This window comes from Mesorhizobium sp. CO1-1-7 (assembly GCF_020164885.1).
Classification (GTDB): domain Bacteria; phylum Pseudomonadota; class Alphaproteobacteria; order Rhizobiales; family Rhizobiaceae; genus Mesorhizobium; species Mesorhizobium australicum.
The window spans coordinates 326919-347731 of the sequence record NZ_JAIUHA010000006.1 but is presented as its reverse complement, the minus strand read 5'-3'; the positions used below and the strand labels follow the sequence as shown (position 1 = coordinate 347731).

Annotated in this window: 25 protein-coding genes and 1 pseudogene; 7 read left to right on the top strand and 19 right to left on the bottom strand. The window is 63.4% G+C overall.

Going from position 1 to position 20813, the window contains the following annotated elements:
• Window positions 1-152 precede the first annotated feature (152 nt).
• A complete protein-coding gene (locus tag LB516_RS15610) occupies window positions 153-848 on the bottom strand; it encodes an XRE family transcriptional regulator (protein ID WP_181166485.1) in 696 nt (231 codons plus the stop codon).
• 579 nt (window positions 849-1427) lie between these two features.
• Here LB516_RS15610 and LB516_RS15605 point away from each other — a divergent pair.
• A complete protein-coding gene (locus LB516_RS15605; RefSeq protein WP_224719901.1) occupies window positions 1428-2066 on the top strand; it encodes a GcrA family cell cycle regulator in 639 nt (212 codons plus the stop codon).
• A gap of 117 nt (window positions 2067-2183) precedes the next feature.
• Here LB516_RS15605 and LB516_RS15600 read toward each other — a convergent pair whose 3' ends face one another.
• Together LB516_RS15600 and LB516_RS15595 are read right to left on the bottom strand one after the other, a co-directional pair.
• Window positions 2184-2540, bottom strand: a complete 357-nt coding sequence (locus LB516_RS15600) for a DUF982 domain-containing protein (protein WP_140788394.1) — start codon at window positions 2538-2540, stop codon at window positions 2184-2186.
• A 39-nt stretch (window positions 2541-2579) separates the two neighbouring features.
• A complete protein-coding gene (locus LB516_RS15595) occupies window positions 2580-2861 on the bottom strand; it encodes a DUF982 domain-containing protein (protein ID WP_140617911.1) in 282 nt (93 codons plus the stop codon).
• Between the two features lie 81 nt (window positions 2862-2942).
• Here LB516_RS15595 and LB516_RS15590 point away from each other — a divergent pair, with 81 nt between their 5' ends.
• From LB516_RS15590 to LB516_RS15580, 3 genes are read left to right on the top strand one after another with little or no spacing between them, the layout of a single operon-like run.
• On the top strand, window positions 2943-3569 hold the full coding sequence (locus LB516_RS15590; protein WP_224719900.1) for a YdaU family protein: 627 nt from the start codon (window positions 2943-2945) through the stop codon (window positions 3567-3569).
• Complete coding sequence (locus LB516_RS15585) at window positions 3490-3861, top strand: hypothetical protein (protein WP_224719899.1); 372 nt, start codon at window positions 3490-3492, stop codon at window positions 3859-3861. The genes LB516_RS15590 and LB516_RS15585 overlap by 80 nt, the downstream gene beginning before the upstream one ends.
• Before the next feature lie 38 nt (window positions 3862-3899).
• Window positions 3900-4493, top strand: coding sequence for a DUF6456 domain-containing protein (locus LB516_RS15580; RefSeq protein WP_224719898.1), 594 nt, complete (start codon window positions 3900-3902; stop codon window positions 4491-4493).
• Between the two features lie 33 nt (window positions 4494-4526).
• Here LB516_RS15580 and LB516_RS15575 read toward each other — a convergent pair whose 3' ends face one another.
• The 3 genes from LB516_RS15575 to LB516_RS15565 are packed head-to-tail and all read right to left on the bottom strand — an operon-like array spanning window position 4527 to window position 6863.
• Window positions 4527-5270 carry a GIY-YIG nuclease family protein gene (locus LB516_RS15575; RefSeq protein ID WP_224719897.1) on the bottom strand — a complete coding sequence of 248 codons (744 nt, stop codon included), beginning with the start codon at window positions 5268-5270 and terminating at the stop codon, window positions 4527-4529.
• Window positions 5267-6448 (bottom strand): DNA cytosine methyltransferase, encoded by a 1182-nt coding sequence (locus LB516_RS15570; protein WP_140725046.1) that lies wholly within the window; start codon window positions 6446-6448, stop codon window positions 5267-5269. Before LB516_RS15570 ends, LB516_RS15575 begins: the two co-directional genes overlap by 4 nt.
• Before the next feature lies 1 nt (window position 6449).
• The gene (locus tag LB516_RS15565) at window positions 6450-6863 is read right to left on the bottom strand and encodes a very short patch repair endonuclease (protein ID WP_140725049.1); all 414 of its coding nucleotides are present in this window, start codon (window positions 6861-6863) and stop codon (window positions 6450-6452) included.
• A 147-nt stretch (window positions 6864-7010) separates the two neighbouring features.
• On the opposite strand from LB516_RS15565, the gene LB516_RS15560 reads away from it, so the two are divergent.
• Complete coding sequence (locus LB516_RS15560; RefSeq protein ID WP_140725052.1) at window positions 7011-7937, top strand: HNH endonuclease; 927 nt, start codon at window positions 7011-7013, stop codon at window positions 7935-7937.
• A 63-nt stretch (window positions 7938-8000) separates the two neighbouring features.
• Here LB516_RS15560 and LB516_RS15555 read toward each other — a convergent pair whose 3' ends face one another.
• The 4 genes from LB516_RS15555 to LB516_RS15540 all read right to left on the bottom strand — a co-directional run bounded on the left by LB516_RS15555 (window position 8001) and on the right by LB516_RS15540 (window position 12301).
• Complete coding sequence (locus tag LB516_RS15555; RefSeq protein ID WP_224719896.1) at window positions 8001-8354, bottom strand: hypothetical protein; 354 nt, start codon at window positions 8352-8354, stop codon at window positions 8001-8003.
• 251 nt (window positions 8355-8605) lie between these two features.
• Window positions 8606-10633, bottom strand: a complete 2028-nt coding sequence (locus LB516_RS15550) for an acyltransferase family protein (RefSeq protein ID WP_224719895.1) — start codon at window positions 10631-10633, stop codon at window positions 8606-8608.
• A gap of 268 nt (window positions 10634-10901) precedes the next feature.
• Window positions 10902-11204: a hypothetical protein gene (locus LB516_RS15545; protein ID WP_015316825.1), complete on the bottom strand. Its 303-nt coding sequence runs from the start codon at window positions 11202-11204 to the stop codon at window positions 10902-10904.
• A 512-nt stretch (window positions 11205-11716) separates the two neighbouring features.
• Entirely contained in the window at window positions 11717-12301 is a 585-nt protein-coding gene (locus tag LB516_RS15540) for a TetR/AcrR family transcriptional regulator (RefSeq protein ID WP_140824360.1), read from the bottom strand.
• 103 nt (window positions 12302-12404) lie between these two features.
• On the opposite strand from LB516_RS15540, the gene LB516_RS15535 reads away from it, so the two are divergent.
• A complete protein-coding gene (locus tag LB516_RS15535) occupies window positions 12405-13220 on the top strand; it encodes an oxidoreductase (protein ID WP_140824361.1) in 816 nt (271 codons plus the stop codon).
• Between the two features lie 27 nt (window positions 13221-13247).
• Window positions 13248-14248 (top strand): annotated as a pseudogene (locus LB516_RS15530) (NADP-dependent oxidoreductase).
• A 53-nt stretch (window positions 14249-14301) separates the two neighbouring features.
• Here the strand turns inward: LB516_RS15530 and LB516_RS15525 are convergent.
• The 9 genes from LB516_RS15525 to LB516_RS15485 all read right to left on the bottom strand — a co-directional run bounded on the left by LB516_RS15525 (window position 14302) and on the right by LB516_RS15485 (window position 20793).
• Entirely contained in the window at window positions 14302-14979 is a 678-nt protein-coding gene (locus LB516_RS15525) for a GntR family transcriptional regulator (RefSeq protein WP_224719894.1), read from the bottom strand.
• Between the two features lie 48 nt (window positions 14980-15027).
• Window positions 15028-15222 carry a hypothetical protein gene (locus tag LB516_RS15520; protein ID WP_224596980.1) on the bottom strand — a complete coding sequence of 65 codons (195 nt, stop codon included), beginning with the start codon at window positions 15220-15222 and terminating at the stop codon, window positions 15028-15030.
• 190 nt (window positions 15223-15412) lie between these two features.
• On the bottom strand, window positions 15413-15796 hold the full coding sequence (locus tag LB516_RS15515) for an FAD-dependent oxidoreductase (protein WP_224719893.1): 384 nt from the start codon (window positions 15794-15796) through the stop codon (window positions 15413-15415).
• Between the two features lie 113 nt (window positions 15797-15909).
• A complete protein-coding gene (locus tag LB516_RS15510) occupies window positions 15910-16941 on the bottom strand; it encodes a hydroxyacid dehydrogenase (RefSeq protein ID WP_224719892.1) in 1032 nt (343 codons plus the stop codon).
• A gap of 46 nt (window positions 16942-16987) precedes the next feature.
• Window positions 16988-17188 carry a hypothetical protein gene (locus LB516_RS15505; protein WP_140788408.1) on the bottom strand — a complete coding sequence of 67 codons (201 nt, stop codon included), beginning with the start codon at window positions 17186-17188 and terminating at the stop codon, window positions 16988-16990.
• 118 nt (window positions 17189-17306) lie between these two features.
• Entirely contained in the window at window positions 17307-17513 is a 207-nt protein-coding gene (locus LB516_RS15500; RefSeq protein WP_041163398.1) for a hypothetical protein, read from the bottom strand.
• Window positions 17514-17565: 52 nt separating this feature from the next.
• Window positions 17566-17769, bottom strand: a complete 204-nt coding sequence (locus LB516_RS15495; protein WP_140617918.1) for a hypothetical protein — start codon at window positions 17767-17769, stop codon at window positions 17566-17568.
• Between the two features lie 196 nt (window positions 17770-17965).
• The gene (locus LB516_RS15490) at window positions 17966-19174 is read right to left on the bottom strand and encodes an FAD-dependent oxidoreductase (protein ID WP_181166486.1); all 1209 of its coding nucleotides are present in this window, start codon (window positions 19172-19174) and stop codon (window positions 17966-17968) included.
• Window positions 19175-19269: 95 nt separating this feature from the next.
• On the bottom strand, window positions 19270-20793 hold the full coding sequence (locus LB516_RS15485) for a formyl transferase (RefSeq protein ID WP_140824364.1): 1524 nt from the start codon (window positions 20791-20793) through the stop codon (window positions 19270-19272).
• Between the last annotated feature and the right edge of the window lie 20 nt (window positions 20794-20813).

Here is a 20813-nt window from a genome sequence, read left to right as displayed (position 1 = left end):
CCGGCTGGCGAAGTCGTCAGCAGACGTCGTCTTCGTCGAAGAGGGCAACGTCTCGCCCGCCGTGAAAGGCTTGCAAGACCGTCACGGTGTTGTCCTTGACGCTGAATGCTATCGTGGCTCGCCGGCGATAGCCCGCGGTACGCAGGCCCGGTCTAGTATCCCAGCAGTTCCTTCAGCGGAATCACCCGCCAGACGTGCTTGATGGCGTAGCGGTTGAAGGTCAGCGTCTTGGGCGGATTGTACTGCTCGACCACCAGCTCGCCCGCCGTGCGCCGGACCAGTTTCTTGATGAAGGCCTTGCCGTTCTTCTCGTTCTCGTCCGGAAAGGTCTCGATCACCACATGGTCGCCCGGCACCGCGTCGCGGCCGCCGCAATAGATCATGTCGCCGGGTTCGTAGCGCGGCACCATGGAATCCGAGAGGACATGGAGCGCGAATACTCTCGGCAGGTTGCGGACCCCTGGCGGGCGCTGCACGTATCCTGCCGGCTCGCCGTTGAAGGTGAAGTCGCCGTCGTCGCCGCCGACGGCGGCGCCCAGCACCGGAATGTCCATCGCTCCGGCCGGCAGCGGGCCGGCGTCGGTGACGATCTCGGCGTCCGCCACCGGGCCGGCATCGTCGAGGAAGACAACCTGCCCTTGGCCCAGCGCCACGGGGTCGACGCGCAGGAAGGCGGCGGTCTTTAGCAAGTTCTCGGTCTTGGGCAGGTTGCGCCCGGTTTCCCAGTTGCCGACGGCGGCGACATCGGTATCGTTGTGCTCGGCGATGTGGCGCATGACCAGGCCACGCTGCTTGCGTGCCTGGCGGATCGCGGCCCCGACCCTGATCGACAGTTGCGTTTTCACCATGGCCTCATGTGAGCGGCAAGTCCTGCTTTCGTCCATGAAAGAATGGCTTGCATCAATTTTTGAGTTATGCTTATATCAACTCATGCAAAAGCTCAACCCTCTCAGAGTCGACAGCACCTCCAGACCGGCCTTGCCGGCCTGCCCTTTCCCTTCCGCCCCGGCCGCCTCCTCCCCGGCCGGGGCGAAGCGCGAAGCCGATTGCCTTGGTGCATCGGCCTTGCGTCCGGTCCGCCCGTTCCCGGCGGCCGGAACGGCCGGAGCCGCCGCTCCCCGCGGCTCCGGCCCCCCATTCGACCCGGCCGCGGGTGTTGCCTGTCGCACGCAGAACGGCACCGTAGATCCTGTACGAGCCGATGACGGGCAGGGCTGGTTCGGCCCCCCGATAGAGACCTGGCGCGGGCGCGGCTTGCGCGCCTCGCCGCAGGTCGCCCGGCGAGGCTGAGAGCCGGCTCGTCCACAGCAATCCCAGCGGCCGACAGGCCGACCAGGCCCGACAGCGCCCATGACGGCCGCAGGCAAACCGACGCTTGCCTGACGGCGCCGTCCACGGTGGCCGCTGGCCGCGCAATGGAGACGGACATGGCAAGCTACAGTGACAGCGAATTGCAGGCGATTGCCGCCTGGCTCGGGGATGGGCTTTCGGCCTCCAGGATCGCGGCGGCGTTCAGCGCACAGCGCGGCAGCCCAGTATCGCGCAACGCCATTATCGGCATCGTCCATCGCAATGCCATGCTGGGCGCGATCGGCTTCGCCAATGGCAAGGGCCCGTCGGCAGCCGGCACGGCGATGGCCAAGGCGGCGAGCCGAGCCGCCAAGGCGGAACCTCCAACGAGCCGTGCCGGCGCCATCCCGCAGCCGGGGAGCACACCGGCCGTGCGGCCGAAGCAGGCCCCTTCGCCCGTCCGGCCACGGCTTTTCCAACGCGAGGCGGGCGTGCTGATCGCTGATGGGCAAACCTACCGCTTCAAGGTGCCGGCGTCGCCGCGCGGTCCTATCGGCCGGCAGCCGCATGGCGTGGCCATGCGCTTCATCGATTGCCTGTTCACCCGCTGCCGTGCTCCGCTCGACCCAGCGCCGGAGGAAGATGCTAAAAATGGTCAGCCCGGCGGACAGCCCGGCCAGGACATGCTGTGCTGCGGCATGCGCACCACGGCGTTGAAAAGCTACTGCAGCTATCATCAGGCGCGCTTTCACCGCCCTGTTTGCGAAGCCGGGTGAAGCTCGGTCCCTTCTCCCCGTTGAATGGAGGAAAAGGCGCTTCTCACGCCGCCGTCACCAGTTTCGATCGCCGCCAATACCGGGAGAATTACCGTGAACGCCTATCGCGCCGCACCGCTATTTCGGCATCTGGCGCCCTTGTTTGGGCGGCTGCACCGCCCGTCGCTCCAGCATCGTCGCCGGGCCGCCGCCGGCAACCAGAATGCCGGCAACCCGGGCAAAGCCGGTGAACACTTTCATCGCATCGGATTGCGAGATCTGCGCCGCGATGGCGGCGCTGCAGGCGTTGAGGGCGCTGCGATAGACGTGGCCCCGCCGCTCGATCGGCCAGCGCTGCAGGAAATCGGCGGCCTCGCTGACAGTCTCGATCTCCTCGACATGGCCGTCCAGGGAGACTTTGAGCGGCACTCCGGTCTTCATCGTACCCACGGCATTCACCTTCGGTCCGGGCGCGGCGTTCGAGCCGACGCTCATAAACGCACAAGGCCTGCCGCCGGTTGCATCGCGGCCGTCTCAGGGGCTCGCCGCCGCGTCGAGCCACTCATGCGCGCGGCTTCTTGGCTTGGCCACCAATATGCCTTGTTGCCTGGCCGCCTCGCGGAAGGCCTCGAAGGCGGGGCGTGGACAGCAAGTACCCTCGACCGCGAGCCGGACGAGCCGCGCCGCCTCGAGATAGCCGGGCGCGGTTTTGTCGGGCCATTGGTGACGAAGCGCTGTCGCCGCATCGGCCACCGAGCCGACCAGCATGGTCTTGTTGTCGCAGAAACGCAGGGTCACCGGCATGAAAGCCGTCATGGGCAATCCTCCCCTTGGGCATGGACGCGTCACAACGTCCGGACCGGCGGCGGGTTCCATTAGCGCGGCTGTAAGAACGAGGTGGTGCGCGGCATGAGCGAACGGCCCTTCATGCAGCTCTACGTCTCCGATTTCGTCGGCGACACGCTGCAACTCTCGACCGAGCAGATCGGCGCCTACATGCTGCTGCTGATGGCGATGTGGAACGCCGGGGGAAGCCTGCCCGAGGATGACGCGAGGCTGGCGCGCGTGGCGCGCCTGCCGTTGAAGCGATGGCGCGCGATCAGCGCCGAGCTGCTCGCCTTCTTCGAGCGCGAGGGCGACGAGATCGGACACAAGAGACTGACGAAGGAGCTGCGCAAGGCGCGGCTCAAGAGCGAGGCGAGAGCGGCCGCCGGGGCGCGCGGCGGAGCCGCCACCGCCTTCAAAACAAAGGCGCATACCCAAGCAAACGCCGATGTTTTGACGCGGCATTCTCCAGAGTCCAGAAACCAGATGGAAAAAGCTTCGGCTTTTTCAGCGCGCGAAGGGCGCGAAAGACCGGGCCGGCTCAAAAAGCCGCCGGGCTGGACCAGGCCGAAAACCCACGGGGACGCCGCCAACGCCATCATCGAGGAGATCCGCGGATATGACCACGGCCGAACTGCAGCAGGCAACGAAGGCGCTGGCGGCAATGTTCTCCTGCTTCCCGCAATCCGCCCTGACTGACGTCGAGATGCAACTGCGCGGCTACCTCGGCGCGATCAGGGATGCCGAACTGGGCGACCTGCAGGCCGCCATCCAGCGCTTCGTGCGCGGCGAGGTGAGGAGCGGCAACGCGCAGTTCTGCCCTTCGAGCGCGCAGCTCTGCATCGAAGTGCGCGAGCGGCGGGTGATGCGGGAGTTGCTGGCGCGGAGGGGCGCCGGCCTGGTTTCCTCGCCTGTGCGAAGCGGCGGGCAGGTGGCCCGGCGAAGCCGGGACGGAGAGGGGGACGCCCTCGGCCACGCCAGAGCCGACTGAGAATTGGCCACCACTCGAACACAACCAAGGAGCCACCCATGCCCAAAAAAACCAAGGCCGCCAGGCCGCAAGCGCCGAAACTGCCGAGAGGCGAGGCCGAGCAGGTGCGCATCCGCCGCGAGGTCGGCCATGATTTCGCGCTGAAGGACGATGCCTTCGGCCGCAAGCGGCTGACACCGGGCACGGCCGAGGCGCGGCGCGTCTACGAGGTGTCGAATGACGGCCACACTTCCACCGGCGGCATCGTGCGGGTGCGCAATGTCGACCCGCTGCTGGGCATCACCTCGCTGACCCGCCAACAGCGCGAGGCCGGCATGCGCTACCGCGAGCACTTCCGGTGCAGCCAGCAGGCCGATATGAAGCCGATGCGCTGGACGGAGCGCGTCGACGGCGGCCGCATCGGCGGCGGCATCGCCGACAGCGTGCTCAACGCCGGCCGCGCGCACGCCGCCGCGACACGGGCCCTCGGGCATTGGGATGTGGCGGCAATCGTGCATAAGGTCGTGTGCCTGGAACAGCCGGTGAAGACCGTGGCCGAACAGGATGGCGAAGGCCGCGACGTGGTGACGAGGCTGCTGAAGGTAGGGCTCGACCTGCTGGCCGTGCACTATGGGATGATGATGGGACGGTGAGCAGCGAAGGGCGCGGCTGTTTGATAGGCCCTTCTACCCCTTTGAAACCGCGATTACTTCAGCCTGGGGGTAATCACGTTTCTCTTTGTAGAGGATGATGTAACCGGGCAGGGCGGTTGCCTGCCATCCTTGAGGCAAGGGATTCACGATATGACGGATCGCTGCCCTTGGAGTTATAGGGCCGCTCAACGCCGCCAGCTTGGTTGCATCGAAATCCGAGTCAGCTTTCTGGAAACGGAACGTGTACGGCAAGGCCTCTTTGAGCCGAGCGAGGGCGCTTGACGCGGTCTCGCCATGGTCGATGGCGAACGCCATTTGCCGGTCAATGTCGATCGGGAACTTAGCGTCATAGTTCTTGGATTTGACCTTAGTGGTGTCGCGCTGCCTGCCTGGATCGTTGGAGCCGAACCCGCTTCCATTCCAATCTATGGCCTTTACGCCGCCATAGTGGCGTATGAGATTCGCCTCCAGATCCATGGCTGTGAACACGAAAATGCGCACGGCCTTGAAGCTAACGCGCACTGGATCCAGGTCAACCCGATGCATGATCTTGCGGGCATGGCGGGACAGGCGCTTCTGTAGTCCGGCCTCGGCGTCAGTCTTGCCCACATAGACGAGCTGACCATCAAGCAGGAGTTGATAGACGCCCTGTTCCTCGGGGACCGCCTGCAAGCTCGCGGTGTTGAGCGGGGCAGTATCAAGCCTGTCAAGCACGTCGATAAGTCGTGCCAACAGTGCGCCTGGAAGGTCGAATTCGAATTCGACATAACCCTTCATTTCAAGAAATCCGACCCACCGAAGTCGAGATGGCGTTTCACGCTGCGCGCGACGATGTTCGCCAGTTCCACCGGGACAGCATTGCCGAGCTGACGCATGGTTTCGGACCATGCGCCATGGAAACGGAAATTATCCGGGAATGTCTGCAAGCGCGCGCTTTCGCGCACGGTGAAGTAGCGCACGCTGCCATCTGGCCGTAGCAGCATGTTCTCGCCACCCGGAACGCCATGGACACCTGCTTTCAGCGTCTTGGCCGGTTCGTCGAGTGGGCTTCCGGTGTGCCCGGGATAGGATCGCGCTCCCGGTTGGAACCGGTGGTTGTTATGGTTCGCGGCTTTTCGCAACTCATGCTCGGGATCGGGCAGATCGCCTATCGCGTCTCGCGTTGTCCGCCACGGCGCGGTTTTGGGTTTGACGTCGAGTCGTGCCGCGCGCTCGGAATGCCTATCGCCAACCTTGCGATCAGCATTGCGGACCTTGTGTCGATCCCAGTAGTCCCCTTTTTCCTGATCCCACAGCAAGGCCTCGAGAGAGTGCGTCTCCAACGGGAAAGCCCATTTGATGTCGAGGTCGGCTCGGAAGCCCACGAAAATTACCCGCTCCCGACGCTGCGGGATACCGTAGTTCGCCGCGTTTAACGATCGTGGAACAACCCGATATTCAAGGCCTCTTGGTCCACGACGGCCGGTATGATGCTTTTCAAGCCGCCGCAGATGGCTTTCCCAACCCTCGTCGGATTCGGCGACCAGCTCCGGGTAGGTCATTTGCAGCACGATGTGCGAAAAATACGTCGCGAAGGTTTCGCGAGTCAGCCCTTTGACATTCTCGAAGATGAAGGCGCGTGGCTTGGCTTCCCGAACCGCCCGGACCGCTTCCGGCCACATATCACGCGAATCCAGATGGGCGCGATGCTTGCCGCCCAACGAGAATGGTTGGCAGGGCGGGCCGCCTGTCACCAGATCTATCTTGCCCTCGTGTGCCCGAAAATCCACGCCGCGAACATCGCCCTCGATAGGCTCCGGCCAATCACCGACCAGGCCGAGGCCATCGGCCCGGTTTTCGCGAATGGTGTCGCAGCACCACCGGTCCCACTCGATTACGGCTTCCGGCGTGAATCCGGCACGGCTCACACCCATGCCAAGCCCGCCAGCGCCCGCGAACAGCTCGATCGATTTCATGCTATTCCCCCACGAATTGGCGCAGCTTGTTCTCTAATTGTTCACTTTGCCGCAATTCGCATTCCCAGACAACCAGGACGTTCCAGCCGAGCCGCTTTAGTGCATCCTGTTTGAGCGCGTCGCGCTCCGCGTTCGCCGACAATTTAGGTTCCCAGAAATCCAACCGGGACTTTGGAAGACGGGCGAGCCGGCACGCCGGATCGTCGTGACGATGCCAAAAGCACCCATGAATGAAAATCGCTTTTTTGCGTTTTCCAAAAACAATGTCCGGTTTTCCAGGCAGGTCGCCACGGTGGAGCCGGTAACGATAGCCCATCCCGTGGAGTAGCCGGCGCACGACCATCTCCGGCTTCGTATCCCTGCCATGGATACGCGCCATCCGTTCACTTCGTTCGGTGGTCGAGAGGGTGTCCACTTTTCATCGTCTCATGATTCGGGAAGATGGTGTTGCGTTTTGGCACGAAAGTGAAGGGCCAGAGGTGCAACCATTGTTGGAAGGAGCCATCTCGCACGATGTTCGAAACGCGGCTAAATTCCAGTCCGTGTAGTGCCGAGGGGAATCGTGAAAGCCATTTTCGATTTGAAATCGGGGTCTGGTTATAAGGATGGCCAAGGCCATTATCACTTTCCGGCTCGCTATCTGGAAGTGGCTCGAAATTCGGTTGGTGATTGGGTGCTTTACCGTGAACCTCGACGCAATAATGGTAGCCAAGCTTATATTGCCGTCGCTCGGGTGGCCGATATTGAGCCGGATCTGGAACTGGCCGGCCACTACTATGCCAATGTGACGGACTACCTGGACTTTCCGACACCTGTGCCTTTCAAGAAGGACGGCCGCTACGCAGAGACAGCGCTACGCCATGTCGGTGACCCGCGCCGCGTTGGTCGGGAGATACAAGGCAGATCGATACGGTTGATCCCGCAGGAGGATTTCGACGAGATCGTCCTGGCTGGCTTGCGGGAACCACTCGACCCCGCAAATGCCAGAAGACTTAGCCCTGATATGCTTCCGCTCGACGTTCCATGGTCGATGCAGCCTCGTTTCGGTGGACAATCCGGTTTTGCCGAGACAGTCGATCGTCGGGTCGAGCGGATTTTGCTAAACCGCAAAGTCCGTGACGCGACTTTCCGGCTGGAGGTCTGTCGCGCCTACGAGGATACCTGCGCCGTCACCGGCTTGCGCATCATCAATGGTGGTGGTCGAGCTGAGGTTCAGGCCGCACATATCAAGCCGGTCGCGGCTGGTGGTCCCGATGTTGTGCGCAATGGCATCGCGCTATCAGCCACCGTGCACTGGCTATTTGACCGACACCTGATTTCGATAGACGAGAACCATCGGCTGCTGGTCGCTCATAATCGGGTCCCCAGTGAATTGAGAAATCTCTTTCGCCCTGAATCCCAAGGTTTGCACTGGCCCAAGGATTCGCGATTGATGCCCCATCCGGCGTTCTTGGCTCACCACCGAGAGCGGTTCGCGGGCGTGCACTGATCTTGAGGCACACTCCTTTATCCGCCACCGGCCGGCTAACGCCGGCCGGGCCAAATCCCAAGGTCAGTAGCCGCAGACCCGCACTCTCTCGATTACACGGTGGTGGTGGCGCCAATGCTTCACCACCTCGGTGTGGCAGCGGCGATGGTACATGCCGTAATAGCGCGGCCGGTAGCCGTCGTCGTACACGCCATAACGATAGTGGTGACGGCGGTAATAGGCTCCATCGTCGGAGTAGCCACCGTAATAGTCGCTATCGTCGGAGTAGTGACGGTAATAGTCGCGATGTCTGGGAACGTAGTAGTCGTCATCATAGCCGTTCCCGATGCCGAGCGTGATGCTGGCGGCATTTGCCGGAGCGATCACCGCCACCGCCGAAGCGACCGCGATCACGGATGCAAGCAAGAGCTTTTTCATGACAACCTCCTTCTTAAGGTGTGCCTAATAAACGCTGCAGCCGCGGCCCTGTTCCCATAAATCGGTGGATCGATCGTTCGAGCTGTTTGCCGGGACGCGAAAGGACCTGTCCGGCGATGCCGCCCTGGCCATACCTTCAACATGGTGGGGCGCGTTTTGAACCTTGGCCGCCGCTGTCCATTTCCCCTGGATGCAACGGGGGCCGAGTAAGCGGGCGCCTCTTCTTTCTTCCGCAGGAGAAAGGAAACCCTCTAGAACAGCGCCTTTTCCAGCGGTGCTGTCAGTGTCTCGGCAAAGGCCGTCGCCAGATGATGCCTGTCGCGGAAGGCGAGTTTGCCGTCGATGAAGACGTGGCATTCGGTCGGGCCGCAGAAGCGGTCGGTGAGGTCGACATAGAGCGTGTCGGGGATGCTTTTCACCACCGCGCGCTCGGCGGCGGCCACGTCGTCATTGGCGGCCTCGGCCCTCGGCGTGTCGCACAGCGACGGCGCCTCGCGCCACCACAGCGCGCGGGCGACGCAGGCGTTCGCGAAGCTGTCGCCGATCGGCGTGTCGCGGATGACGGCGGCCTCGACGCCGGCCTGGCTGAAGGCCTCCAAGGTGGAGCGCAGGCCAGCCTGCCAGCGAGCTATCTCGGCCTTGCGGCTGGCGGCGGACATGTCGCGTGTCAGATTGCCGATCGAGAACTCCGAGATCACCACCAGGCGCGGCTTGCTGCGGATAATGTCTGAAATCGCCTGTTCGCGCCAGGCGTCGCATTCGGTGTAGTCGCGCTTGAGCACGGCGTTGAAGGTCGACAGGCGTGAAGCGCGGCACGAGGATTTGAGGTAGGTGATCACTTTGGTGTCGTTGCGTTTTGCTGCCTCGACCAGCGGCGTCGACCAGTGGTCGGCATGCGAATCGCCGAACAGCACGATGGTGTGGGCGGCGTCGGCCGGCCCGAAGGTGCAAGGTTTCGGCTCCACCGTGTGAAAATCGAGCAGGCAGTCCTTGTCGACGGCGCGCGCGATGGACGGCTGTTCGGCGGCCTCTTCGATGCCGCGCTGGGTGGGGTCGATGTTGCGCGTGGCCAGATGCGCGTTGGCGTAGGCCGCAGCCACGCCGGCGGCGGTCAGCACGAGGGCCGGGGCGAGGGCAAGCCCGGGGAAAAGCCGAAGCAGTCCTGCGGCCGGGCTGGCGTCGAAGCGAAAGGCTCTGGCTGTCGCCGCCAGCCAGTCGCCGCGCCGCGCGGGGTTTTCGATCAGCCGGTAGGTGGCCGCCGACAGCGCCAGCGCCAGCACGGCGCAGCCGATGCGCTGCGCCACGCCGAGGTCGGGCTGCAACATGGTGGCATAGACGATGACGGGCCAATGCCAGAGATAGAGCGAATAGGAGAGCGTGCCGACCCACTGCAAGGGCGGCAGCGAGAGCATGGCGGCGGGCGCCAAGGCCCGCCAGCGAGTCCTGGCCGGGGCATCGCCCTGCTCGCCGGCGCCGTTCAACAGCACCAGCACGGAGCCGGCAACCGGCAGCAGCGCGTACCAGCCGGGGAAGGGCAGGTCTTCGCTCAAACAGAGATAGGCGACGGCGATCAGCGCCAAGCCCAGCCATCCCTGTGCCGCCCGCAGCCAGGACTGATGCCGCCACAAGATTGGCGCGGCAAAGGTCGCCAGGCCGCCGGCGGCGAATTCCCAGGCCCGCAGCGGCGAGAAATAGAAAGCCCAGGCCGGCGAGAGACTGGTGAGCCAGAGACAAGCCGCGAAGGAGGCGAGGCCGACGGTACCGATCACGACCACCGTCATGCGCCGGCCCCGATGCAGCCAGGCGGCGAAGACAAGCAGTGCCGGCCAGACGAGATAGAACTGCTCCTCCACCGACAGCGACCAGAAGTGGATGAAGGGGTTGCTCAAGGCATCGGCGGCGAAATAGTCGAACGACCAGCGCAGCAGCCACAGATTGATGGTATAGGCCGCGGCATACATGGCGCCGCGCGAATAGAGCGCCTGTTCCTGCGGCGCCATGATGAAGGTGCCGACGGCGAGCGTGACCAGGATGACGAAGATGGCGGCCGGCAGAAGGCGCCGTGCGCGCCTAGCATAGAAGCGCCAGAGGTCGAGCCGGCCGGTCTCGGTGATCTCCTGCATCAGATGCGTGGTGATCAGCCAGCCGGAAATGACAAAGAAGATGTCGACCCCGGCAAAGCCGCCAGGCAGCGCCGTCAGGCCGAAATGGTAGGCGACGACGCCGCCAACCGCCAGCGCGCGCAAGCCCTGTATGTCAGGCCGAAACGATGCCGCCACGACAGCTCCTTCGTTTGCGCCCAGCCGTCACCTGTCCGGCCGGGTAGCCGATATTGCAATGCAGCATATATTTCGCAGTGCAACATGGCCAGAGCAAGGACGCTGTTTTTTCCTCTTCTTGAAAAAAGCGGGAAATGTGTTGATCGAGGCAAAAACTCGTGGGATCAGGCACTTGGAGTGGGGGCCGAATGAGTAGCGGCAGGGCAAAGCACGGCGGTCACGAAAACAGCCCCGCGAAAGGGGCTGTTTTCACGGCTGCGGCGCGTTATCAACTGCCACCGTTCAATTTCACGCTGCTGCAGAACTCCGGATGCGTGTTGGTCGGGTTGGCGTTCTTGGCCTCGTCGGCGCAGGCGGTCTTCATGGCGGTCTGGTCCTCGGGCGTGAGGGCCTTCCAGGCTTTGACGAAGTCATCATTGCCGACCATCTTCTTCATGCCTGAGTCCGTGTAGAACGGCTTCATCTTGGCAGGATCGTCGAGAGCGGATGTTCCCGTGCTGCCTCCCGCGAGAGCCGAACCGGTGGCCATCGAAAGCGCCATCGCGCCAAGACAGATCATCTTGATGTTCATGACTGGATCCTTCCCTGTTGCTTTGTGATCGTCGAAGCAACGATCAAGGTTATAACGAAACAGTTTGCCCGAAAGTTCCGGTTTATCAGACCAAAATTCCCTAATTCCGCCAAAATGTGTTCTGTCTAGCCTTAGAAATATTTGCAATATTTGGAACGCGAGCCACGGCTCCAGGCGACTGCTTGGTTTTCAGCAATCTTCCCCGCTGCTGCTCATCGCCGCTGACGCTGGACGACCAGGCTTCAGGTCGTCTGGACAACTTCGCGGCTCGCGGATGGTTCCGGGTTCCGGCAGGACGGCCTTGTCGCCGCACAAAAAAGGCCTCGCGGGCGCAGCCAGCGAGGCATTGATTGGAGGGACTTGTCATCGCCTCAGGAAGCGATTGCGCAGCAACGAGGCCGGCTTGCGGAAAGTTTCAGCGCCCAGCGACCGTCAAGCGCCTCTGCTACGAGAGCCGAGATCAGCTTGCCGGCACCTTGCAGACTTCGTCTGAGCTACAGCTTCGCTCGAACCTAGGAGGAAGCCTCGCTATCCCGCTGGATCAGCGTGCGCGCCGCGTCTGCCCCTGCCGCGAGGATGCGTTCCGAGAGTTCCGTTCCGTCCACGGCGCGGGCCATCTGAAGGGCGCCGATAAGGGTCGCAAAGATGCCCAGCGCAACGCTTTCCCGATTCCGGGTCCGCGGCGGCAGTTCCGCCGCCACTTGGCGCACCTGGGTCAGCAAGCGCTCGGTATAGAGTTGACGTGTTTCGGAAGGCTCGCGTGCGATCTCCGGCAGCAATGCGGCGGACGCGCAGCCCTGTCCCGGATTATCCCGGTGTGCCGTCGACAGATAAGTGTCGATGGCCATATCCAGGCCGCCGGCAGCCAAAGCTTCGCGGATCTGGTCCGACTGATCCTCCAAGGCCGCTGCCACGGTTTCACGGACAAGCGCCGCCTTGGATTGAAAGTGCGGATAGAAGGCCCCGTTGGTCAGGCCGGCGTCTTTCATGATGGTTGCGAGCCCGGACGCGGCGATACCGTCACCGCGAAAACGGTTGGCGGCAACCTCCATGATCCGGCTGCGCGAGGCGTCCTTCCGGCCTTTTTCATAGCGCATGGCTGCGATTCCTTTCTTCTATTGCATTATGAGTGTAATATGATATTACGAGCATAATTCTAACGAGGCGAAAAAGCTAGCCCTCATGATTTTGGAGCACCAAATGAACAGGAATTCGGGAAAGACCGCGCTCGTCACGGGAGCCTCCTCGGGCATCGGCCGCGCCAGCGCGGAAGCGCTGGCGCGAGCGGGATTTACCGTGTTCGGCACAAGCCGCCGCAAGCTCGGCGACAGCCCGAACGGAGTAACCATGCTGGTTTGCGATGTGACCGACGACAAGGCCATCGATGCACTCGTTTCAACCATACACGCGCAGACCGGCCGCATCGATCTGCTGGTCAACAATGCCGGCGTCGGCATGTTTGGAGGAGCCGAAGAATCCTCGATCTCGCAGGTGCAGGCGCTGTTCGACGTCAATCTGTTCGGCGTCATGCGCGTGACCAATGCGGTGTTGCCGTCGATGCGGCGGCAGGGCGTAGGACGCATCATAAATATCGGCTCGATCCTGGGATTGGTACCCGCGCCATATTCGGCGCATTACTCCGCGGTCAAGCACGCGCTCGAAGGTTATTCGGAATCGCTCGATCATGAGATTCGTGCTTTCAATATTCGCGTCTCGGTCATCGAGCCGGCATTCGTGCGCACCGTCTTCGACCAGAATGGAATAGAACCGGATTCCGTGCTGAAGGAATACGATCGGGCGCGAGCCGGCTTCAAGGCGTTGCTTGCCGATGTGATGCCCAAAGCCGATCGGCCGGAAGTGGTGGCGGATGTGGTCGTCAAAGCGGCGACCGCCAGCCAGCCGCGCCGGCGCTACACCGCGGGCAAGGCGGCCCGGCAGGTCAGCCTGCTGCGTCGCTTCGCGCCCGCCGGGATGTTCGACAAGATCTTGCGCAAGCAGTTCCGCTTGCCTGCCTGAGCAAACGATTTTCAGAAAGTGACCATGATGAAAGCCTTTGTCGTCGACAAATATCAGAAGAAGGGCGCCCTGCGGCTGGCCGAAATGCCAGAGCCGGATCCGCGGGACGATGATGTCCTGGTCGAGATCCATGCCGCCGCCGTGAACCTCCTGGATGCCAAAGTCCGGGACGGAGAGTTCAAACCCATCCTGCCCTATCGCCCGCCCTTCCTTCTGGGCCACGACGTGGCAGGGATCGTCGTGCGGGTCGGATCGAAAGTCCGCGGCTTCAAGCCAGGCGACGAAGTCTATGCCGGCCGCGCGATGGCCGGATCGGGACATTCGCGCAATCCATAGCCATGAACGAAGCCGACGTGGCTCTGAAGCCAAAAAACCTCAGCATGGAAGAGGCCGCCTCGATCCCGCTCGTCGGCCTGACTGCCTGGCAGGTGCTGGTCGAGAAAGCCAAACTGAGGAAGGGGCAGAAAGTCTTCATCCAGGCCGGTTCCGGCGGGGTGGGGACCTTCGCCATCCAGCTGGCGAAGCATCTCGGCGCGACGGTCGCGACAACAGCGAGCGCGGCGAGCACCGATCTGGTCAAAAGTCTCGGCGCCGATATCGTCGTCGATTACAAGAAGGATGATTTCGAAAACGTCCTGCAGGGCTACGACGTTGTCCTGAACAGCCAGGACGCCAAGACGCTCGAAAAATCGCTGCGCGTTCTGAAGCCGGGCGGCAAGCTGATCTCCATCTCCGGCCCCCCGGATTCCGACTTTGCCAGGAAACAAGGCCTCAACATCGTCCTGAGGCTGATCGTGGGCCTGCTCAGCCGTGGCATACGCCGCAAGGCAAAACGCGCCGGTGTCGACTATTCGTTCCTGTTCATGTGGGCGCAGGGCGACCAGCTGGGCAAGATCACGTCGCTCATCGAATCCGGCGCCGTACGCCCCGTCGTCGATCGGGTCTTCCCATTCGAACAGACCAACGAAGCATTGGCCTATGTCGGGACCGGACGGACAAAAGGCAAGGTCGTCATCAAGGTCAGATAGAATGGCGCGGCAGCGGCGCGTCACCTGTACCCCGGCACTGTCCGTCATCATCCTTAGCCGGCGTCGCGGCCCACCCGTCCCATCTCGACCTCCCTGAGATAAAACGCCTTGCTCGGCTGCAGGTGGTCGACGCAGAGCTGCGCCAGCACCCAATTGTCGCTGCGTTTCAGCGCCTCGATCATCATCAGATGATGCTGGCGCGAGATTTCGAGCTTGTCCCGGTCGGCCAGCGAATTCGCCCGTACCGGCAGGCTGAGGCGCATATAGTGCTCGATCGAGGACACGAGATAGGCGTTGCCGCAGGCCGAGAACATGGTGAGGTGGAAGCGGTCGTTGGCCTCATGGATGCCTCTGAGGTAGCCGGCGTCGACATGGGTGCTGTAGACGCGGTGGATCTCGATCAACTCGGCGATCAGCGCCTCGCTCGCCGGCAGCCGGATCATCAGCGCGGCCTGGCGCTGCAGCATCTCGCGCACCTCATATATCTGGCGGACTTCCTCGGGGGCGAGCCGGCGCACCGTGGCGCCCTTGTTGCGCTCGCGCGTGGCGACGCCAAGCCTTTCCAGCTGGTAGAGGGCCTGGCGGATGGTGTGGCGCGAGACCGGGAAGCGGGCCAGCAGCACGTCCTCGACCAGCCGCGTGCCGGGCGCCAGCCGGCCAAAGATGATGTCTTCCTCCAGCGCATGGACGATATCGGCTTCCTTGCCGCCATAGTCGACCGTGTTGAGCATCGCGATCCTCTTGCTGGCCCGGCCAAATCGTCATTGGCCCAGACCACTCTAGCGTTCGCGCGCGAGGCTGGCCACAAGCTGGTCGAGGCTGACGACGCCGCACATCCGCATCGCGTGGCGCAGGCTGATCCTGCCGACTTGCTGGCGCATGATGACCGGCAGGCAGGCCTGCCCCGCTCCGGTCAGCACGAAGGCCTGGCCGACCAGGACCGGTTCGGAGAAGGGCGCCCACTGCACGGCCACGAATGGGACCTTCGGCCAATATCGCTGCTGGACATGGAAAGGCCCGCCACCGACGCGACTCGTGACGGGCCTTCCGAGTACGCCGGGCTTCCCACCGCCCGGCCATTTGCAAAACCAGCCGGCGGCGCGATCGTTCCATCAGGAAGCGCGGGCGTCTCTGGGAGACGGGCTCACGGACCTTTGCGGGTCACTATTTGTGGATGAGCCATTCTATCAAGCCGGTCTCGACCAGCTCGCAGCCGGTAAACTCGTGAACCAGGCTTTTGGCCAGATCGCGCCATTGACACTCGGGCACGTTCGCTTCGGAGACCAGATCTCGAAACACAGCGCGCAGAATGTCGGCATCGAACGCTGAGACGGCAAAGGGAACCGGGTCTGTAGCTTCCCAAGCTCGACTGTTGCCACCGCGCTGGCGTTGGCGAAGGCGTTTCAGAAGCTCGCGCGATTGCGCGATCGCGCGCCTGGAATGGTCCATTTCGCGGCGAAAGGCGATGTTTCCAGCAATGGAACGATGTCGTAGCAGGAAGCTGGCTTCGATAGCTGCCCGCGCCACGTCTATATGGCTTCCAACCATCGCTACCTCCCTGAGGTTGTTTTTTACGCCTCCGAAGGTGCATCTCAAAGGGGATTCAGCGTACGGTTTGGTACAAAACCCGCCTATGCGGTTGAGCACACCCGCGCGGTTGCTCAATTCCTGTCGGACGGCTTCGAGCGCATCCTCGACACCGTCTCGCGCTCGGCGCGTTTGGAGCGCAGCGGCGGCAGGCCACGGTCGATCAGGTCCATGTCCTCCAGCACCATGTCGCCCATTCGTTTGAAGGCGATGTCGAGGGCGCCGGCGCGATGGGCGGAGCGCAGGAAGCCGGGCAGCGCGCGCACGGGATGGTCGACTGCCAGCGGCTCCTCGGGAAAGACATCGCTGGCGGCAAGGATGTGGCCGCTCTTCACAGCCGCCATCAAGGCGGGGAAATCGACCACGCCGGCACGGCTGAGCAGGATGAAGGCGGCTCCCTTGCGCATCTTGCCAAAAGCATCGGCGCCCAGAAACCCTTGATTCTCGGAGGTTACCGAGGCGACGACGAAGACGAAGTCGCTTGATGACAGCACCTCGTCCAGCGAGGCCGGCTCGACGCCGTTTTCCCTCAGGATCGACGGCGGCAGCCAGGGGTCGAACACCTTCGTGTGGGTGCGGAAGCCCGACAGCAGGCGGTTGAGGGCGCGGCCGAGATCGCCAAAGCCGATGATGCCGACATCGGCTCCTGAAAGCAGCCGCGCCGTCTGGTTGCCGTCGCCGCCCCACAGTTCCCCGCCTTTGCGGAAAGCAAGGTCGGCATCGACGATGCCGCGGGCAAGGTTGAGCGCCATGGCCAGGCCGAGCTCGGCTACCGGCTCGGCGAAGACCAGGCCCGTCGTGACGACATGGACACCCCGGGCGAACAGTGTTTCGTAGGGCATGTTGTCGAGGAGGTTGCTCTCGACATTGAAGACGCAGCGCAGCGCCTTCATCGCTTCAAGCGTCCGCGGCGAGATCGGCGGCTGGCCGACGATGTAGCGGGCCTCGGCCAGCACCTGGGCCGGCAGCCGCGCCACGCCGTCCGGCGTCGTCTCGACGATGCGATAATGCGCCTTGAGGCGCGCCAGCTGCGGCGGCGTGAAGATCAGTTCGAGCGTGCGCGGCTCGGGCGCGCTGATCACCAGTGGCAAGGCGGTGTCTGACATGGCAAAGTCCTCCCAGGCGGCTTGTGGCGCTTTCTCGATCCTAAATCTATCCCGTGCCGGCGGATTTGAAAGCACGGTAGACCAATTCACCCGGCGCAGGCGTTCGAACAATCACCACGGCCATCCTGGTACGATTGACATTGGCGGCGAAGCCGGTGTTCTCTACGGTTTCCAACAAGGGGAGATGGCTGGTGAAGAAATACGAGAAGCCAACCTGGCAGAAGCGCGAACGGCTTTCGGCCGTCACTGCTCTCGCTGGACCTTCAGGGTTACCGACCACGCTCTGAATGGGCTAGTGCATTCGCCGGTCGAACAAAGGCGCGATCGACCGATCGCGCCTTTTGCCTTTGCGAACGAGCAGGCCGTCACCCGCGCCGCTTCGGCGGTGCGGGCTTCTGTCGCTCGCCGCTTGGCTCGGCGGACAGCCGCTGCTTGCGAAGGCGCTCGGTCTTTGCGTCGCGGGCCTGCCGTTCGGCGTCGAGGATGAGCCGCGACTCGCGATCGGCTCTCTCAAGCTTATGCTTGTCGACCAATCGGGCCACTTTGTCCTCCGGCAGCGTGTCGCATTCCATGAAACCAACGCCGTTCGGCAAGGTTCCGTTGGGTCCGAGCTTTGAGATCGCGTCAGGATTCTGCGTGGTCCGACCGCTCGGCGCGATGACCGGTCTGCCAACTGGTGAGTTGGCGCTCGGCCTCCGATATGGTCACGCTCATCAAGCCGTCAAATTCGGCCATGGCTTCCATATGCCCATGATCAATGATGGATTTGCGAAGAATGCGCATTGCCAGAATAGCATCCTGCAACGCGCGGTCGATATTCTTGACCATGACAGGATCTCCTGCGGGAATAACCTGTCGGCAAGCCGCTTGTTCCCACCGAACGGCACTGGATCTGCTTTTTGAGCGCCCGGTGAAGCGCTCCGGCGGTTTCCTTCTCCGGGAGGGGTGGAGGCCGGTAGGGGTGCTGCCTCTGGAGCATAACCACGGAAAGTGCCTTTGATGACGATAAAGGGTGGAAAGCCCCTCACGCCATGCCCGGCTCCCGCCGCATTCCCAAATGGCGCACCTTGCGGCCGATGATCATCAGCCTGCGTGCCGTATTGTTGCGCAGGCGCCGCGCGCGCCATTCCAGCCCGGTTTCGGTGGTGATCCGCCTGGCGTAGACACTCACACGCATGCCGGCCTCATCGGAGGCCAGCTTGACCGGATCGTCATAGAAAGCGGCAATCTTGTCCGCCGCCATGCCTGGCGTTTCCAGCCAGCGTGGAATGTGAACGGAATGGAGCTGATCGACGTCGATCATGACCCGCCCTATGCCGACGCCCGGCGTCGGGCATGTCGTCCAGAACGCGTCACCGATGAAGACGACCCCGTCGCGGCGATGGCCTTGCGTCGTGGTCAGGTTGATCTGCCGGACCTCGACGGGACTTGAGACAGCGAAGTTGCCGCATTGCGCCGATATTTCAGGCATCAATTCGCAAAGCATTTTCTGCGGATTGGCCCGAAAGTCCCTCGTCCATTGTTCGGCCACGGTGCGATAGACGAACATGTTGGCCCGCATCTTGTCGCCGAGAGGAAAGACGGTGATGTAGGCGACGCGGTCGCTGGCCCGCCTGCCGTAGCAGGTGACGGCCTGGTAGCCGCATTCGCGCGGCGGAATGGCGAGGTCGAAACCCATCGACAGCGAATGAGCTTTCGATTGCTCGACCCGCTCGACGCCGATGGCGCGCCGCACCGCTTCGCTGTGACCGGTGGCGACCACCAGCAGGCGAGCCGTGATGACCCTGCCGTCGTTCAGCACAAGGCGCTGCCGGTCCGGTCCGGTCGAGACCTCGGCGACCTTGCCGACCGTTATCGGCACTTGCGGGGGAAGGGCATCGCGCAGCCCGTTGATCAACGCTCCATAGGAAAATGCGTATTCGGGCCTGCGCTCACGCGCGAACAACTGGCCAAGGCGGAAGACATGAATGTCGTCAAACGGCGTGACGAGCCGCATGATCGTTTTGTCGAGGCCGAGCTTCTCGAACAGCCGTATCTGATCGGTACCGATTTTTTCGGCCCGGAACTCGTCGTGATGAACGCGGTGCGGATCGATCAGTGCCACCTTGCGGCCGGCTTTTGCCAACACGGTTGCCAGCGTGGTGCCGGCCATTCCGGCGCCAACGATCGCCACGTCGACTTCGATGGGGTCAGCGTCGGCGGGGGTGATTTCGCTGCCCTTCATGCTGGTCATCTTCTGTCTCCACAATCCGTGGTGGAAAATATCTTCCGGACCATAATCAACCTCAAGCAACCAGCGCGGGTGGCCGGTAGTAACAAACGTTTAGGTTAACCACCGCCACCTCTTTTCCAGCGCGGCGCGATCGCCGAGCCGTCGATGAACTCCAGGCCGCCCGCCTCGTTGAGCGTGTGCAGCTTACGCCCACTCCATAGCGCGCCGGGGGTTAAGATCGTCTCGACACGCTGCTCCATGCCGTTCAAATCAAGGTGAGTGACGCGTGCGATGCCAAGGGCGCCGCCGTAGCTCCTGCGGCAGTCCTGTACCGGACGCAGCAACTGGCCGTCACGTTCGACCATGCGTCCGGCCGGCCGCGCCGAGGCGATGTCGATCAGCACCGGATTCCTGGGATGCGGCGTCCAGGGGCCGCGAAAGTCAGGCGCCGACCACAGATGCAGCGCGTCCGAGAAGGCCCCGCCGCCGTCCCGGGCGCTGCCTTCACCGTCCCGGACGGTGGCGAACAGCCACCACGAGCCGCCATGCTCGACCAAGGTGGCGTCGCTGGCGACGATGTCGGACAGCAGCGTCGCTTCCTTGACCCATCCGCCCGGGAAGGCCGTGGCGCGGTAGAGATCCACCGTCCGGTTGGCGCAGCTTTCCGGCACCATCCAAACCTCGCCATCACGCTCGAAGACGAAGGGGTAGGAGAGATGGTAGGGCAGATCGAGCACCGGCTCCGGACGGCCGATCGGCCCCGACGGACCAAACGGCACGGCGGAAATGATGGCTCGGCCCAGGCGGTGGATATAGTCCTCGACGAACAGGGTTACCTGTCCCTGATGAAGGATCGGGAACGGATCGGCGTAGAAGCGGCTGCCGTCGTCGGGCAATTCTCGCCAGCCAGAGGCCGGATGCGCGCGCAGGTCGAACAGATCCCGCCCGCCGGTCTGGCGCCAGCCGACCTTCCAGTGCGGGGCGTTGTAGCAGAGATGGTAGATCTTCTGGACGACGCGGCGCGCCAATGCCTTGCCCGCCCTGACGCCGAGCTTGCCGGCCGAGGGCAGCGATGGCGGCCCCCTGCCGTCCTCCGGCTCGGGCAGGGCGGGCAGGGCGCCCCGCGCCGCGCCCGTCACCGCCGCCAGGATCAGGCTTGCCGTGCGCGCCAGCATGTCTTGGAACGAGGCGAGCGCGATGCCGCCATATTCGGTGCCCAGGCGTCCTTCGGCGACGACGGCGCCGTTCTCCTCGATGCAGGCCCGCGGGGTCCGGCCATCGAGGATCGACGCCAGCAGGGCCGCTTCGCCGCCGGCGCCATCATAGGTCACATGCCAGACGCGTGTTCCTTCCATTCGCACATCGCCGCAGAGGTCGAGCACGAGGTCGGGCGCGGCGGCGGGCTGCGTGCGGTAGGGTGCCAGCGCCGACAACGGCAGGCGCTTGGCCAGTCCGTCCGCGGGCAAGCCATGGATGACCGTTTCAAGCTGGAACAGTGCCGCGACGCTGCCTGGAATGCCGCTCCCGGCTGGGCGTGCGTCGACGCTGACCGCGACCTCGGCGAGCGCGGCCAGGCGCTGCAGCAGCAGCAGGTGAAAGGCACGGAGGCAGTCGCTGTCCAGGCGCAGGCTCACCTGCATGTCGCACCCCTAGAATTCTG

Bases quoted from the DNA above. Each gene is read 5' to 3' on its own strand.
- LB516_RS15585 (WP_224719899.1), top strand. From the start codon at position 3,490: ATGACCACGGCCGAACTGCAGCAGGCAACGAAGGCGCTGGCGGCAATG.
- LB516_RS15545 (WP_015316825.1), bottom strand. From the start codon at position 11,204: ATGAACATCAAGATGATCTGTCTTGGCGCGATGGCGCTTTCGATGGCC.
- LB516_RS15595 (WP_140617911.1), bottom strand. From the start codon at position 2,861: ATGACGGCTTTCATGCCGGTGACCCTGCGTTTCTGCGACAACAAGACC.
- LB516_RS15510 (WP_224719892.1), bottom strand. From the start codon at position 16,941: ATGTCAGACACCGCCTTGCCACTGGTGATCAGCGCGCCCGAGCCGCGC.
- LB516_RS15495 (WP_140617918.1), bottom strand. From the start codon at position 17,769: ATGGTCAAGAATATCGACCGCGCGTTGCAGGATGCTATTCTGGCAATG.
- LB516_RS15600 (WP_140788394.1), bottom strand. From the start codon at position 2,540: ATGAGCGTCGGCTCGAACGCCGCGCCCGGACCGAAGGTGAATGCCGTG.
- LB516_RS15500 (WP_041163398.1), bottom strand. From the start codon at position 17,513: ATGGAATGCGACACGCTGCCGGAGGACAAAGTGGCCCGATTGGTCGAC.
- LB516_RS15525 (WP_224719894.1), bottom strand. From the start codon at position 14,979: ATGCTCAACACGGTCGACTATGGCGGCAAGGAAGCCGATATCGTCCAT.
- LB516_RS15535 (WP_140824361.1), top strand. From the start codon at position 12,405: ATGAACAGGAATTCGGGAAAGACCGCGCTCGTCACGGGAGCCTCCTCG.
- LB516_RS15490 (WP_181166486.1), bottom strand. From the start codon at position 19,174: ATGACCAGCATGAAGGGCAGCGAAATCACCCCCGCCGACGCTGACCCC.
- LB516_RS15540 (WP_140824360.1), bottom strand. From the start codon at position 12,301: ATGCGCTATGAAAAAGGCCGGAAGGACGCCTCGCGCAGCCGGATCATG.
- LB516_RS15570 (WP_140725046.1), bottom strand. From the start codon at position 6,448: ATGAAATCGATCGAGCTGTTCGCGGGCGCTGGCGGGCTTGGCATGGGT.
- LB516_RS15515 (WP_224719893.1), bottom strand. From the start codon at position 15,796: ATGGTTGGAAGCCATATAGACGTGGCGCGGGCAGCTATCGAAGCCAGC.
- LB516_RS15580 (WP_224719898.1), top strand. From the start codon at position 3,900: ATGCCCAAAAAAACCAAGGCCGCCAGGCCGCAAGCGCCGAAACTGCCG.
- LB516_RS15485 (WP_140824364.1), bottom strand. From the start codon at position 20,793: ATGCAGGTGAGCCTGCGCCTGGACAGCGACTGCCTCCGTGCCTTTCAC.
- LB516_RS15610 (WP_181166485.1), bottom strand. From the start codon at position 848: ATGGTGAAAACGCAACTGTCGATCAGGGTCGGGGCCGCGATCCGCCAG.
- LB516_RS15555 (WP_224719896.1), bottom strand. From the start codon at position 8,354: ATGAAAAAGCTCTTGCTTGCATCCGTGATCGCGGTCGCTTCGGCGGTG.
- LB516_RS15575 (WP_224719897.1), bottom strand. From the start codon at position 5,270: ATGAAGGGTTATGTCGAATTCGAATTCGACCTTCCAGGCGCACTGTTG.
- LB516_RS15605 (WP_224719901.1), top strand. From the start codon at position 1,428: ATGGCAAGCTACAGTGACAGCGAATTGCAGGCGATTGCCGCCTGGCTC.